This window comes from Streptomyces sp. YKOK-I1, from assembly GCF_054660435.1.
This window is the reverse complement of sequence record NZ_BAAGDR010000001.1, coordinates 8,794,056-8,807,594: the sequence shown is the minus strand read 5'-3', so window position 1 is coordinate 8,807,594 and position 13,539 is coordinate 8,794,056. Positions and strand designations below refer to the sequence as shown.

General features: G+C 73.3%; 16 protein-coding genes and 1 riboswitch. Of the genes, 4 read left to right on the top strand and 12 right to left on the bottom strand.

Annotated elements, in window-relative coordinates:
* Positions 1-18: 18 nt before the first annotated feature.
* The 12 genes from ACYQ8Q_RS39230 to ACYQ8Q_RS39175 all read right to left on the bottom strand — a co-directional run bounded on the left by ACYQ8Q_RS39230 (position 19) and on the right by ACYQ8Q_RS39175 (position 10,563).
* On the bottom strand, positions 19-1,209 hold the full coding sequence (locus tag ACYQ8Q_RS39230; protein ID WP_460071486.1) for an LLM class flavin-dependent oxidoreductase: 1,191 nt from the start codon (positions 1,207-1,209) through the stop codon (positions 19-21).
* A gap of 73 nt (positions 1,210-1,282) precedes the next feature.
* Positions 1,283-1,348 (bottom strand): putative leader peptide, encoded by a 66-nt coding sequence (locus ACYQ8Q_RS39225; protein WP_322724904.1) that lies wholly within the window; start codon positions 1,346-1,348, stop codon positions 1,283-1,285.
* A gap of 154 nt (positions 1,349-1,502) precedes the next feature.
* Entirely contained in the window at positions 1,503-2,528 is a 1,026-nt protein-coding gene (locus tag ACYQ8Q_RS39220; protein ID WP_460071485.1) for an ABC transporter substrate-binding protein, read from the bottom strand.
* A 69-nt stretch (positions 2,529-2,597) separates the two neighbouring features.
* A complete protein-coding gene (locus tag ACYQ8Q_RS39215; protein ID WP_460071482.1) occupies positions 2,598-3,422 on the bottom strand; it encodes an amino acid ABC transporter ATP-binding protein in 825 nt (274 codons plus the stop codon).
* Positions 3,419-4,396 carry an amino acid ABC transporter permease gene (locus tag ACYQ8Q_RS39210; protein ID WP_460071479.1) on the bottom strand — a complete coding sequence of 326 codons (978 nt, stop codon included), beginning with the start codon at positions 4,394-4,396 and terminating at the stop codon, positions 3,419-3,421. The genes ACYQ8Q_RS39215 and ACYQ8Q_RS39210 overlap by 4 nt, the downstream gene beginning before the upstream one ends.
* Before the next feature lie 367 nt (positions 4,397-4,763).
* Positions 4,764-4,873, bottom strand: a riboswitch (SAM riboswitch).
* A gap of 65 nt (positions 4,874-4,938) precedes the next feature.
* Positions 4,939-5,835, bottom strand: coding sequence for a glutathione S-transferase C-terminal domain-containing protein (locus tag ACYQ8Q_RS39205; protein WP_460071478.1), 897 nt, complete (start codon positions 5,833-5,835; stop codon positions 4,939-4,941).
* 144 nt (positions 5,836-5,979) lie between these two features.
* Positions 5,980-6,102 carry a putative leader peptide gene (locus ACYQ8Q_RS39200; RefSeq protein WP_460071476.1) on the bottom strand — a complete coding sequence of 41 codons (123 nt, stop codon included), beginning with the start codon at positions 6,100-6,102 and terminating at the stop codon, positions 5,980-5,982.
* Between the two features lie 131 nt (positions 6,103-6,233).
* Positions 6,234-6,554, bottom strand: coding sequence for a hypothetical protein (locus tag ACYQ8Q_RS39195; protein WP_460071474.1), 321 nt, complete (start codon positions 6,552-6,554; stop codon positions 6,234-6,236).
* The gene (locus ACYQ8Q_RS39190; RefSeq protein ID WP_460071473.1) at positions 6,517-6,972 is read right to left on the bottom strand and encodes a hypothetical protein; all 456 of its coding nucleotides are present in this window, start codon (positions 6,970-6,972) and stop codon (positions 6,517-6,519) included. The genes ACYQ8Q_RS39195 and ACYQ8Q_RS39190 overlap by 38 nt, the downstream gene beginning before the upstream one ends.
* 90 nt (positions 6,973-7,062) lie before the next feature.
* Entirely contained in the window at positions 7,063-7,767 is a 705-nt protein-coding gene (locus tag ACYQ8Q_RS39185; protein ID WP_460071471.1) for an ABC transporter ATP-binding protein, read from the bottom strand.
* Positions 7,764-8,450, bottom strand: coding sequence for an ABC transporter ATP-binding protein (locus ACYQ8Q_RS39180; RefSeq protein WP_460071470.1), 687 nt, complete (start codon positions 8,448-8,450; stop codon positions 7,764-7,766). Before ACYQ8Q_RS39180 ends, ACYQ8Q_RS39185 begins: the two co-directional genes overlap by 4 nt.
* A 4-nt stretch (positions 8,451-8,454) precedes the next feature.
* On the bottom strand, positions 8,455-10,563 hold the full coding sequence (locus tag ACYQ8Q_RS39175) for a branched-chain amino acid ABC transporter permease (protein ID WP_460071468.1): 2,109 nt from the start codon (positions 10,561-10,563) through the stop codon (positions 8,455-8,457).
* Positions 10,564-10,645: 82 nt separating this feature from the next.
* Between ACYQ8Q_RS39175 and ACYQ8Q_RS39170 the strand changes: the two genes are divergently transcribed.
* From ACYQ8Q_RS39170 to ACYQ8Q_RS39155, 4 genes are all read left to right on the top strand, one after another.
* Positions 10,646-11,110, top strand: a complete 465-nt coding sequence (locus ACYQ8Q_RS39170) for a pyridoxamine 5'-phosphate oxidase family protein (RefSeq protein ID WP_460071466.1) — start codon at positions 10,646-10,648, stop codon at positions 11,108-11,110.
* Positions 11,111-11,173: 63 nt separating this feature from the next.
* A complete protein-coding gene (locus ACYQ8Q_RS39165) occupies positions 11,174-11,584 on the top strand; it encodes a nuclear transport factor 2 family protein (RefSeq protein WP_460071464.1) in 411 nt (136 codons plus the stop codon).
* The gene (locus ACYQ8Q_RS39160; protein ID WP_460071462.1) at positions 11,581-12,735 is read left to right on the top strand and encodes an acyl-CoA dehydrogenase family protein; all 1,155 of its coding nucleotides are present in this window, start codon (positions 11,581-11,583) and stop codon (positions 12,733-12,735) included. Before ACYQ8Q_RS39165 ends, ACYQ8Q_RS39160 begins: the two co-directional genes overlap by 4 nt.
* Before the next feature lie 2 nt (positions 12,736-12,737).
* Positions 12,738-13,538, top strand: a complete 801-nt coding sequence (locus ACYQ8Q_RS39155) for an acyl-CoA dehydrogenase family protein (protein WP_460071460.1) — start codon at positions 12,738-12,740, stop codon at positions 13,536-13,538.
* Position 13,539 lies beyond the last annotated feature (1 nt).

Sequence of the window (13,539 nt, the reverse complement as noted above, 5' to 3'; positions counted from 1 at the left end):
GTCGGCTCTCCGTCCGGCTCAGGCTGCGGCGTAGCGGTTGGCGGGGCGGGACAGACCGAGCAGTCCGCGCAGGGTGTCGGCCTCGTAGGCGTGGCGGAAGACGCCCCGGCGCTGGAGTTCGGGGACCAGGCCCCGGGTGATGGCGGGCAGGTCGTGGCCGGCGACGGCGGGCCGCAGCCGGAAGCCGGTGAGCCCGGCCTGCGCCAGCTCCTGGAGGAGGTCGGCGAGTTGGGCGGGGGTGCCGGCGAAGATCCGGGCGTCGCTGGTGTACGCCTCACCGGCGAGGGTGTCGAGGCGGTCACGGCGGGCGGCGGCCGCGGCGGGGTCGTCGTCGAGGAGGACGACGAGGTCGCCGAAGACATGCAGGGGTTCGGCGGCGCGGCCCGCGGCCTGCTGCTCGGCCCGGATCTCGGCGACGACGGCGCGGGCCTGGCCGGTGTCGTGCGGGGTGACGAAGCCGACGTCCGCGGCGCGGGCCACCAGCCGGTACGGGACGGTGGCGTGGGCGAGCGCGGCGACCACGGGCTGGCCCTGCGGCGGGCGGGGGGTGATGGAGGGGCCCTTGACGCTGAAGCGGCGGCCCTCGAAGTCGATGTAGTGCAGCTTGTCGCGGTCGATGAAGCGGCCGGTGGCCACGTCCCGGATCTCGGCGTCGTCCTCCCAGCTGTCCCAGAGGCGGCGTACCACCTCCACGTAGTCGGCGGCCTCGTCGAAGAGTTCCGTCACGACCGGGCCGTGGTAGTCGTCGATGCGCGGGATCGTACGGCGGCCGAAGTGGTCGGCGTCGCTCTGCCGGGCGGTGATCTGGACGCGCAGTCCGGCGCGGCCGGTGCTGACGTAGTCGAGGGTGGCGATCGCCTTGGAGATGTGGAACGGCTCGGTGTGGGTGGTCACCGCCGTCGGCACCAGGCCTATGTGCCGGGTGAGCGGGGCGACGCGGGAGGCGACGAGCACCGCGTCGAGGCGGCCGCGCACCTGGTCGGTGCGGTCGTCCGGGTCGAGGAAGTGGGCGGACTGGGGGCCGAGGCCGTCCTCGAGGGTGACGAAGTCGAGCAGGCCGCGCTCGGCCTCGGCGACCAGTTCGGCCCAGTAGCCGGCGGTGAACAGCTCCTGGGGGCGGGCGACCGGCTCGCGCCACGAGGCGGGGTGCCAGCCGGTGCCGTCGAGGGCTACGGCGAGGTGGAGGGGAGAGACGGGGTTCGAGGACACGGGGGTGCCTTCCTGGAGGTCCGTACGAGGGCGCACGTCACCCGTGCGAGGGTGCGGCGGGAGGGGGAACCGGTCAGGAGCAACAGAGCGCGCCGGCCACGCGCTGGAGGTCGATGTGGGGCCGGGAGTGCAGGCGCACGGCCTGGCATATGAGCGTCACGGCCGGCACCTCCCCCTGTCGGGCGCCCCGCGGCGCCGTCCACACCCCGTCATGAGTCACAACGCCCCCGCCGCGCCGGGTGTTCCCGGCGTGCGCATCGACACGCCGGCGGAGACGGAGTCCCTTCCTGGTGTCAGGAGTTGTCCAGCGGCAGGCCGGGCGGGTTGATCTCGGACTTGGTGACGGCCTCGTTGGAGAGGTTGTAGGCGGCCAGCCACTTGGCGTACTGCCCGTTCTCGATCAGGTGGTTGATGGCGTCGGCGAGCGGCTTGGCGAGGCCGCTGTCCTTCTTGGCGGTGGCGGCGATCAGGCCCTGGAGCGTCTCACCGGCGCCGGAGAAGGTGCCCGCGTTGCGGGTGGCGTTGGCGGTGCCGGCGGTCTGGGAGACGTTGTAGGCGATGCCGGGGTTGGGCCCGAAGTAGGCGTCGATCTTGCCGCTGCTGAGGGCCAGGTAGAGGCCGTTGCGGTCCGGGTAGTACTTGATCGTGAGCTTCTTGCCCTCGGCCTCGAGCTTCTTCTTCCACTCCAGGAGGATCTTCTCCTGGTTGGTGCCGGAGCCGACGGAGACGGTGAGGCCGGCGAGGTTCTCGTAGTTGCCGTCGAAGTTCCACGTGCTGGACTTCTTCACCTCCCAGCCGAGGTTGTCCCGCCGGTAGGAGGCGAACTCGTACTTCTTCTTGCGCTCCTCGGTGTCGGTGACGTTGGAGAAGGCGGCGTCGACCTTGCCGCTGTCGATGCCGACGAAGAGGTTCTCCCAGGTGAAGTTCTTCGTCTCGGGCTTCAGTCCGAGGACCGCGGCGACCAGGCGGCCGAGGTCGGGCTCGGCGCCGGTGAGGGTCTTCTGGTCGTCGCCGACGTAGGCGAGCGGGGCGAAGCCGGAGGGGAGGGCGCCGATGCCGATGGTGAGTTTGCCGCTCTTCCTGACGGCGGCGGGCAGTTCGGCACTGATCGACTTGACCTCGGAGACCTTCAGGGTGGTCTCCTTCGCGGCGCCGTTGGAGACCCGGCCGATGGTCACGCTGCCGGAGGCGGCGGATCCGGCCGTGGTGGCGGCGTCGCTCTCCCCACCGCAGGCGGCGAGCCCGGTGGCGAGGGTGGCGACCGCGGTCGCCGCGGTGATGCCGCGAATCAGGCTGCGTCGGGTGAAGTGGGTGGCCATGGCCGTCCTTTGTGACTGGGTGAGAGGAGAGAGAGTGCTGCTGTGCGTGGGGGGAAGTCGTGGGCTCGGTCAGAGGACCTTGCTGAGGAAGTCCCGGGTCCGCTCGTGCCGCGGCTTGTCGAGGACCTCGTGGGGCGGGCCCTGTTCGACGATCCGGCCGCCGTCGATGAAGACGACCTTGTCGGCGACCTCGCGGGCGAAGCCGACCTCGTGGGTGACGATGACGAGGGTGGTGCCGCTGGTCGCCAGGTCCTTGATGACGGCGAGGACCTCGCCGACCAGTTCGGGGTCGAGGGCGGAGGTGGGCTCGTCGAAGAGGATGACGCCGGGGCGCAGGGCGAGGGCGCGGGCGATGGCGACGCGCTGCTGCTGGCCGCCGGAGAGCTGGCGCGGGTAGGCGCCGGCCTTGTCGGCGAGGCCGACCCGGCCGAGGAGTTCGCGGGCGAACTCCTGTGCCTCGGGCTTGCCGAGCCGGCCCGTCGCCACGGGGGCGGCGGCGACGTTGTCCAGCACGGTCAGGTGCGGGAAGAGGTTGAAGTTCTGGAAGACGAAGCCGATGCGGCTGCGCTGGGCGAGGATGGCGCGTTCGCCGATCTCGCGCAGCCGGCCGCCGTGCCGGCGGACGCCGATCGGTTCGCCGTTGACGCTGACATGGCCGATCTCCGGCTTCTCCAGATGGTTGATGACCCGGAGCAGGGTGGACTTGCCGGAGCCGGACGGGCCGAGGATCACGGTGACCTCGCCGGGCCGGACGGTGAGGCTGACGCCGTCCAGGACGCGGTGGGCGCCGTACCACTTGTGCACGTCGTGCACCTCGACGGCGGCGGGCACCACCGCGGCGGCGGCCGGGTCGGTCTTCACGGTCTCGGTGGTCTCGGTGGTCTCGGTGGTCATACGGCGGCCTCCCGGCGGATGCGGGCCCGCAGGTCGGTGAGACCGGTCCGCAGCTGCTGCAACGGCGTCGGCGGCAGGGAGCGGGTGGCGCCCCGGGCGTAGTACCGCTCGACGTAGAACTGGACGACGGAGACGAGGCTGGTCAGGATCAGGTACCAGACGGTGACGACCAGCAGCAGCGACACGATGTCGCCGGGGTAGGTGGCGCCCATGGTCTGCGCGGTGCCGAACAGGTCGAGCAGCGACACGTAGAACACCAGCGAGGTGGCCTTGACCAGGCCGATGAGCTGGTTGACGTAGTTCGGCACGATCGAGCGCAGGGCCTGCGGGAAGACGATCCTGCGGAACTGGTAGCCCTTGGGCAGGCCGAGGGCGGCGGCCGCCTCGTGCTGGCCCTGGTCGACGGAGAGGATGCCGCCGCGGACCACTTCGGCGGCGTAGGCGGCCTCGTTGAGGCTGAGCCCGACGACCGCGATCACCATGTCGGTGGCGAGCCGGGACTCGTCGAAGGTGAAGAACGCGGGGCCGAAGGGGACGCCCAGGCTGAGCGTCTGGTAGAGGGCGCTGAAGTTGTACAGGAACAGCAGGACGACGATCAGCGGGATGGAGCGCAGCGCCCAGACGTAGGTCCAGCTGACGGCCCGCAGCACCGGGGACCTCGAGAGCCGGGCGAGGGCGAGCAGGACGCCGCCGAGCAGGCCCAGCACCGCGCTGTAGGCGGTGACTTCGAGGGTGATGAGCAGCCCGTCGAGGATCACGGGGCGCAGGAACCAGTAGCCGAAGCGGTCCCACTGGTAGAACGGGTTGGACACCAGGCCGTGCACGAACTGGGCCACCAGGACCAGCACCACGGCGGTGGCGATCCAGCGTCCCGGGCGGCGCAGCGGCTGAACGCGCTGTGCGGTGAGCTTCTCTGACGGGGTGTCGGCGGCGGGTGCCTCGGCGAGGGTCACGGCGCCTGGGGGTTCACTCATGGTGGGCTCCGGCGGGAGTCGGGCACCCCGGACCGACGCAGACGTGAGGAGCCGCGGGGGGTCAGCGCGCGGCGCACGGGTGCGTACGAGGGAACCGGGGTGGGGCGGTGGGCGGCACACCGCTTCGGCGGTGTCCGTCAGGAACGCGGAGTCGGGGCGAAGGGAGAGAAGAAGGAGTTCAGCCCCGACAGCGGGCACGGCCCGGTGCGGTACACAGTGCGCTGTTCACGCGGAGCAGGTCGACGGCGCGGTTGGCGGCGAACAGGTTCGACAGGTTCGCGTACGGCAGTACGCAGCCCTGGGGACGGCGTGCGGCCGTCCTGGGAGCTGCGTACATCTCGTCACCATCTCTGTTCCGGCCCTGTGGGCCTCGCGCTTACCGAAACGTCATCCGGTCCGGTCGTCACCTGGGGCACCCCACCGCGGAGCGAGGGTTGCCGGTCAGCAAGCCAGGGCTTGTCGCTGACGCTCATGACCGTTCTGCCCGCAAGTAAGGCAGTCGACCGATCAAATGTCAACGGCCGTCCGAGGGGTGGACTCCCTCAGGGCCGGTTGACCTGCGGGGGAAGGCCGTTTCCGTCCGCCGCGTAGGCCGCCCAGTCCAGGATCTGGACAGCGGCTCCGGCGGCCTCCAGGCCCTGGCAACGGGCGTGGTGGCGGCGGGCGATGCCGCCCAGGTCGAGGTGCGCACCGAAGGCCGGGTGGGCGGCCAGCCGGCGGGCGTAGGCCCACAGGGCGGGGTGTCCGGCGATACGGCGCACGGCGTCGGCGTCGAGGTGATGCCGGTGCACGGTGTCCAGCCGGACCAGCGCCACCCACAACTCGACGTCCGCCGCGGTGATCTGATCACTGATCAGATACGGCTGCACGCTGAGCCCTTGCTCCAGTACGCCGAGGGTGGCGAGCAGCGCGTCGAGTGCGGCGGCCCGCCCGGCCGGGTCGGCGCCCGCGTCCCCGGCGCACTGGGCCGCCCGCTCGATGCCCTGGGCGCACATCCGCTCCACGGCCTCGATCTCCGACTCCGCGCCGCACGGGTACAGCACGGCCCGGCCGCCGGCGAATCTCCGGGCGAGGTCCCGGGCGATGTCGGGGCCGTGGGTGGAGACGATCCGGCCCGACCAGTCGTCGCTGAGCACCGGCGCGAGGGCCGGGCCGGTGTAGCGGTGGGCGCTGGCGTCGTAGAGCGGGCGCAGTTGCGTATGACCGCCGTCGGGACAGTCGGGGACGGCGGGCAGGAAGGTCACCGGACAGGCCCGGTCGAGGCCGAGGAGGGTGTGGGTGACGGCGATGCGCAGCCCGTCCGGGTCGGCGGTGGACAGATGGAGCCGGTAGCGGCGCGGCACGGCGTAGTGCCCGCTGCGCGCGTCCCGGCCGATGCGGCCCCGAAAGGCGGGGGCGGGACGGACGGACGGGTGGGCGGCCAGCGGTGTGACGGACATGACTCTCCCCGGGGGCGGGCGCACGGGCGGACGTGCGCACGGCGGATGCGACGGCGAAAAGGGAGACGGCCCTCGTCCACACACGCGGGACGGGGCGGTGTCCGGTGGACACCGCCGCTCGGTCCGGCGCGGGAGGGGCCCGGCTCAGCCGGTCGGGCTGATGGCGCTGCAGACGCGCTGCAGGTCGATGTGACGGCGGGAGGTGAGAAGGGGCGACGACCAGGTCGTGCGGCTTGTGCGGCCGGTGGCCGGATGCAGGCGCCCCATGTTTCCCTACCTGTTCACTAGGATTCCCGAATCGAGTGTCGATCCACCCCCGGCGGACGTCAAGGGGGCGTCCACCAGGTGAGTACGGCGGGTGAGACGGATCGGTCCGAGGCGGATCAGTCCGAGGCGGATCAGTCCGAGGCGGGCAGCGCCTTGGGCGCCTTGACGGTCAGCGGCTGTCCTCCGTAGGTCAGGGGTCCCGCACCGGAGGCGGTGCAGAGCAGTTCGAGGGTGTCGTCGGCGTCGACGTACCGCTTGCCGATGAGGGTGCCGGTTGTCGCCGCGGCGGGCGGGGCGGCCGGCGCCTGCCCGGCCGGGACCATCGGGGCGCCGCCGCACTCGATGGGGCCGGCCGCGTCCGCGGGGACCCGGATGACGATCACCCGGGTGGTGCCGTTCGCCGAGGCGAGCTGGTCACCGGGGCGCGGGGCCGGTGCGGGGGAGGTCGCCATGGCTCGGTTCTCCTTCGGGGGCGGGGGTGGCGGTGGAGGTGGGCGTGGAAACGGCGGCTGTCAGCTGCTCCCCCAGCCGGTCCAGGTCGTAGGACTGACGGGCCAGCCAGAAGCGCAGGAAGCCGGTGAGGGAGTAACGCAGGAAGAGCGCGCCGCCGACCACCGCGGCGGTGACCCCGCCGAGGCCGAGGGCGAGGGCGTCGCCCTGGCCGAGGGCGGAGTCGGTGGCGTGGGCGAGCGGGAAGGCGAGCCCGCCGAGGACCAGGCCGGCGCACATCAGCAGTCCGCCGAGGCGCAGCCAGAGGGCGGCGCGGGCGGCGGCCGGATCGGGGATCTTCAGGGCGGCGAGTTCCCGGACGAACCGCTCCGCCCGGTCGGCGGGCGGCCCCGGCACGGAGGTCACGGAGGTGGTGGTCATCTGGCGCTCCTCAACTGGCACGGCGGGCACGGCAGGACGGCGGGGACGGCAGGCGCCGCGGGCATGGCGGGCACTGCGGGCACTGCGACCTCATGGGGCGCTGCCCAGGTAGTACGACGACAGCTCGGCGTGCAGGGAGCTGTCCGGGTGTCCCTGCCACTGGACACGGCCGCGGACGAGGACGGCGGCGTGGTCGGCGATCTTCAGCACGGCGGTGGCGAACTGTTCGACGACGAGGACCGCGACGCCCTGCCGGGCGATCCCGGCAACGAGTTCGTACAGCTCGGCGACGACCAGCGGGGCGAGACCCATGGAGAGTTCGTCGAGGAGCAGGACGGCGGGATCGGTGGCCAGGCCCCGGGCGAGGGCGAGCATCTGCTGCTCGCCGCCGGAGAGGGTGCCCGCGTGCTGGGTGCGGCGCCGGCCGAGGACGGGAAAGCGGGCGTAGGCGGTCTCCTCGATCTCCTCCCGGGTGCGGCCGGTGAAGGTCATCATCAGGAGGTTGTCGCGGACCGAGAGGTTGGGGAAGACGCCCCGGCCCTCGGGGACGAGACAGACCCCGGCCCGGGCGAGGTCGCCGGGGCGGATGCCGGTGACGTCCCGTCCGCCGAGCAGCAGCCGCCCGCCGCTCGGCGGACGGACCCCGGAGGCGACCTTCAGCACGGTGGTCTTTCCCGCCCCGTTGGGGCCGAGGAGGGCGACCACCTGTCCGGCGGCGACCGAGAGGTCCACTCCGTGCAGTACGGAGATGCCGTGGTACGCGGCGCGGACGCCGACGAGCTCCAGCAGGCTCATGCTTCCCCCAGGTAGGCCGCCAGCACCGTCTCGTCGCGCTGGATCCGGGCGGGCGGGCCGCAGGCCACGACGTGGCCGAGGTCGAGGACGTACACCTCGTCGCAGACGCTCATCACCAGGCTCATGTCGTGCTCGACGAGGAGGACGGCGGTGCCGTCGGCGGCGAGGGAGCGCAGCAGCGCGGCGAACCGTTCGGTCTCCTCGGCGTCCTGTCCGGCGGCGGGCTCGTCCAGGAGCAGGACGCGCGGCCGCAGGACGAGGGCGCGGCCGACCTCGACGAGCCGGGCGACACCGGTGGGCAGGGCGTCGGCCGGGTCGTCGGCGAGGGCCGTCAGTCCCAGCCGGCCGAGGACGGCGTCGGCGGTCCGTGCGGCGTGCCGGCGCTCGGGGCCGAGTTCGGCGGCGACGAGGAGGTTGTCGCGGACGGAGAGCCGGCCGAAGAGTTCCAGGTGCTGGAAGGTGCGGGACATACCGCGCCGGGCGCGCCGGGCGGGCCCCTCGCGGGTGATGTCCCGGCCGTCCAGCCGGACCCGTCCGGTACGGGGCCGGCGCAGCCCGGAGACGACGTCGAACAGGGTGCTCTTGCCCGCCCCGTTGGGCCCGATGAGCCCGGTGACCCGGCCGACCTCGGCGGTCAGGGACACGGAGTCGAGGGCCCGTCGTCCGCCGAAGGCTACGGTCACCTCCTCAGCCCGCAGCAGTGGCACGGCTCAGCACCTCCCCGTCCTCGGGCCGCCAGGGCCGGCGTACTCCCCGCCATTCCAACGGCGTTCCCTCCGGCTCCTGTTGACGTGCCGCGGCCCGGATGCGCAGGGCCGTGGCCGCCGCGAGGGCGACGACGAGCGCCGGCCATCCGCGCACCGCGTCCAGCGCCGCGAGCAGCCAGCAGGCGGCGAGCACCGCGCCCGCGGCCGCCAGGAGCAGCCGGTCCCGGGCGAGCGGCGCCCATTCGGTGCGCAGCCGGGTGATGATCCCGCTGGGGCTGTGGGCCAGGCCCATGCCGGCGAGGGCGATCAGCAGGGCCGACAGGTCCTGCGCCCAGGTGCCGAGTTCGCCGAGCAGCTGGGTCGGTACGACGAACGCGACCCCGGTGAACAGGCCGGCGCCTACCGAGCCGAGTCCGGCGATGACCGCGACCAGGAAGATCGGCAGCCCGGCGACGAGGTTGAACTGGTCAGCGGTGACGGTCTGGAGCTGCATGCCGTACAGGGCGCCGCCCAGGCCCGCGATCCCGGCGGACAGGGCGAAGACGGCGACCTTGGCGCCGAGGAGCCGGCCGCCGAGGGTGGCGTAGGCGGCCTCGCTGTCGCGCAGCGCGATCAGCCGGCGCCCGAACCGGCCGCGGCGCAGGGCTGCGACCCCGAGGGAGGCGAGCGCGAGGCAGACCGCGGCCAGCAGGAGCAGCTGGGCCGGGCTGGTGAGGTGCAGTCCGAACAGGTCGGGTCCGGTGACGTTGACCGAGCCCTGGTCGAACAGGGCGATGCGCACCCCGAGGACGTCGAAGGCGGGCAGGGTGAAGATCCAGCGGTCGAGGATCACGGCGAACGCGGTGGTGCCGAGGGCGAGGTAGATCCCGGACAGCCGCAGCGCCGGTACGGCGACGAGCGCGCCGACGGCGGCGGCGACCAGCACGGCGGCCGGCAGCGCCCACAGCTCGCCGTGCGCCCCGAGGTGGCCCCAGACCACCGCGCCGATCCCGGCGATGGAGAGCTGGCACAGGGAGACCTGCCCGGCGAACCCGGCGAGCGGGACGTACGACAGCGCGACCACGCCGAGGGAGAAGACCGCGCCGTACGGGACGAGGGAGTCCTCGGCGAGGACGGTCACCAGGACCAGGGCCAGGCCGAGGATCGCGGCCGCGAGGAGCGGGGCGCCGCGCCGGCCGGGCAGCGGCACGGGGACCAGGCGCCGGTCGCGGCCGCGCAGCCGGCGGTGCGGGAAGGCGAGCAGGGCCAGGAGCAGCAGCAGGGCGGGGGCGGCCAGGCGCAGTCCGGGGAGGTAGGCGTTCTGCGGGAGGTAGCCGGCGAGGTAGGCCTCCAGCAGGCCGACGACGACCGCGCCGAGGAAGGTGAGCGGCAGGCTGCGCAGCCGGCCGAAGACGGCGGCGGTGTAGGCGCTGACGATGAGCAGGGAGAGCTGCTGGGCGTCGAGCGCGACGGTCGGCGCGATGAGGATGCCGCCGACGGCGGCGAGCTGGATGCCGAGCACCCAGGCCAGTCGTCCGGCCCGCAGCGGATCGGCGCCGGTGAGTCCGGCGAGCTCCCGGTCGTCGACGCAGGCGCGCATCTCGGTGCCGGCGCGGGTGCGGTGCAGCAGGAACCACAGGCCGGCGGCGACCGCGACGGCGACGGCCGTGGTGACGGCCTGGTGCCAGGTGACGGCGGCCGGACCGAGCCGCAGCGCGGGGCGGTCGGCGAAGAAGGGGGTGAGGGGACGGGCGGTGTTGGGGTCCCAGACCCAGCGGGCCAGCGCGATGCACCCGGTGAGCAGCGCGACCGTCATGACCAGGCGTTCCGCCTCGCCGAGCGTCTGCACCGGGCGCATCAGCACCCGCTCGACGAGGAGGCCGAAGGCGGGCGCGAGGACGAGGAGCACGGCGGCGAGCGCGAGCGGCACCGGCCAGGCCCAGCCGACGGCCAGCTGCCAGTAGGCGAAGGCCGCGAGCATCCCGGCCGCGCCGTGGGCGAAGTTGAAGACACCGGCCGTGGTGTGGGTGAGCACCAGACCGCTGCCGATCACGGCGTAGATCGCGGCGGTACTCAGGCCGACCACCGTGAAGGCCAGGAACTGATCCATGGACTGGAAACTAGCTTCTCACTATTGGAGAATCAACCATTCGGACAGAGGTCGGACAAGAGGTCGAGCAGAGGGAGGATCCATGGCCGGACCACAGAAGCGCGGCGCCGCGATCGCGATGGACGCCGCGGAGGTCGACGCGTTCCTGCGCGCCCAGCCCGTCTGCCGGGTCGCCGTCACGGCGTCCGACGGCCATCCGCACATCAGCCCGCTGTGGTTCGTCTGGGACGGGACGGCACTGTGGCTCAACTCGCTGGTGGGCAGCCGCCGCTGGTCCGACGTGGTGCAACAGGGCCGGATCTCGGTGGTGGTGGACGAGGGCGGCTTCGACTTCCCGGCACTGCGCGGGGTGGAGCTGCGCGGACCGGCGGAGGTGGTCGGCGAGGTGCCGCGCACGGGCGAGCCGTACGGCGGACTCGTCGAGCCGGAGCGGCTGTTCGGGGAGAAGTACGCGGGCGGGCGGTTCCGGTACGACGGGCGGCACGGATGGCTGCGCCTGGTGCCGGACGAGGTGGTCAGCTGGGACTTCGGGAAGCTGCGGCGTTGACGGGCGCCGACGAGCATGGAAGCGTGATACTCGTTTGAGAGAATCATATTCTCGGGAGGTCTCTTGAGCGACACCGACGACCTGGTGGAGATCGAGCAGCTCCTCGGCCGCTACGCGGTGGCGATGACCCGCGGCGACGTGGACCGGGTGCTCGCCGTCTTCACCCCGGACGGCACGTACAGCGCGTTCGGCGACACCTATCCGCTCGACGCGTTCCCCGCGCTGGCCGCCGCCGCCCCCAAGGGCCTGTTCCTGGTCGGGACACCGGTGATCGAGCTGGACGGCGACACGGCGACCGGCACCCAGCCGCTCTGCTTCGTCGAGCACGCCCGGCACGAGATGCGGATCGGCTACTACGACGACACCTACGCCCGCACCGCCGACGGCTGGCGGCTGCGCACCCGGGCGATGACCTTCATCCGGCGCAGCGGCGCCCACGACTCCGGGCGGCCGCACGCCTTCACCCGGTCATGAGGATCTCCCCCTTCACCGACCCCTCCACCGACCCCTCCACCGACCCCTCGGTCGGCCTCGGCGCCTTCCGCCGCGAGCTGCGCGACTGGCTCGACGACCACGATCTGTCCCCGGCCGGCGACGACGGTGGACTGGACGGACAGGTCGGTCAACTCGCCCGGGTGCGGCGGGCGTTGTGGGCGGCCGGCTGGATGCGCTACGGCTGGCCGGCCGAGGTCGGCGGGCTCGGCGGGCCGAGCGCCCTGCGCGCGGTCCTCGGCGAGGAGGTCGCCGCCCGGGGCCTCGCCGAGCCCGGCATCTGGTCGATGGTGGAGGTGCTGGTCCCGACCCTGATCGACTACGCGCCGCCCGCGCTGGCCGCCGAGATGGTGCCCCGGCTGCTGGACGGGCGGGAGCAGTGGTGCCAGGGCTTCTCCGAGCCGGGCGCGGGCAGCGATCTGGCGTCCCTGTCCACCCGGGCGGTCCCGTCGGCCGACGGGGCGGGCTGGCGGGTGTCCGGGCAGAAGGTGTGGACGAGCCTCGCCCAGTACGCGGCCCGCTGTGTCCTGCTGGCCCGCACCGGCAGCCCCGGACACGCCGGGATCAGCGCGTTCTTCGTCGACATGGACTCCCCCGGGATCACGGTCCGCCCGCTGCGCACGATGCACGGCGTGGACGAGTTCGCCGAGGTGTTCCTCGACGACGTCCCGGTCCCCGCGTCCCGGCTGCTCGGCGCCCCCGGCGACGGCTGGCGGCTCGCGACGGACCTGCTGCCGCACGAGCGCTCCACCTGCTTCTGGCACCGGATCGCCCATCTCTACAGCCGTCTCGACCGGCTGCTCGCCGACGGCTGCGAGGCCGACGCGGACGCGCTCGGATCGGTCTGGGTCGACCTGCACACCACCCGCTGCCGCTCGGCCGCCACCCAGGCCCGGCTGGCCGGGGGCGGCCGGCTCGGCCCGGAGACCTCCGTGGACAAGATCCTGCTGGCCGGCGCCGAGCAACGGCTGTTCGACACGGCCCGCGACCTGCTGCCGGGAGCGGTGGAGTTGGGCGCGTCGGCCTGGCGCACCGAGTACCTCTACTCACGGGCCGCGACGATCTACGGCGGCACGGCCGAGATCCAGCGCAACATCGTCGCCCGCCGACTGCTGGACCTCGGAAAGGAGTGACCGTGGACCCGGCCGAGCGCGCCCTGCTGGGCGACACCCTGCGCAGGACGCTCACCTCGGGCGCCGACCTCACCGACCTGGGCTGGCCCGACATGCTCCTGGAGGAGCCGGAGACGGTCGTCCCACTGCTGTTCCGGCTGCTCGGCGAGACCGGCCGGCACGCCCCGGTCCTCAACGACGTCCTCCTGCACGCCGCCGGCCTCCCCCTCACCGGCACCCCGGCCCTCCCCTTCACCGGCGGCACCCGTCTGGTCTGGCTCAGGGAGGGATCGCCGTACCGCAGCCCGCCGTACGACAGCCCGCCGTACGACAGCCCGCTCGACCCCGAACTCCCCCTGCGCCGCGCCGCGCCCGACGCACCGCTCCTCCCCCTCGCCGCCGGGCGCCGGGCGCTGGGCTGGTGGCTGCTGGGCACCGGCCACGCGATGCTCGCCCTCGCCCGCCGGCACATCCTGGACCGTGAGCAGTTCGGTCGCCCGCTCGCCTCCTTCCAGGCGCTGCGGCACCGGCTCGCGGAGACGTACGTCGCCCTGGAGGGCGCGCAGGCGGCGCTCACGGCGGCGGCCGACGACACCGGCTCGCTGCTGGCCAAGGCCGCCGCCGGACGGGCCGCGCTCACCGCCGCCCGGCACTGCCAGCAGGCCCTGGGCGGTATCGGTTTCACCGCCGAGCACGAGCTGCACCGCCATGTCCGGCGGGCCCTCGTCCTCGACGGCCTCCTGGGCTCCGCCCGCGAACTCACCCGCGAGGCGGGCGCGTTGCTGCTGCGCGAGGGCCGCACACCTCGTCTGGTCGACCTCTGAG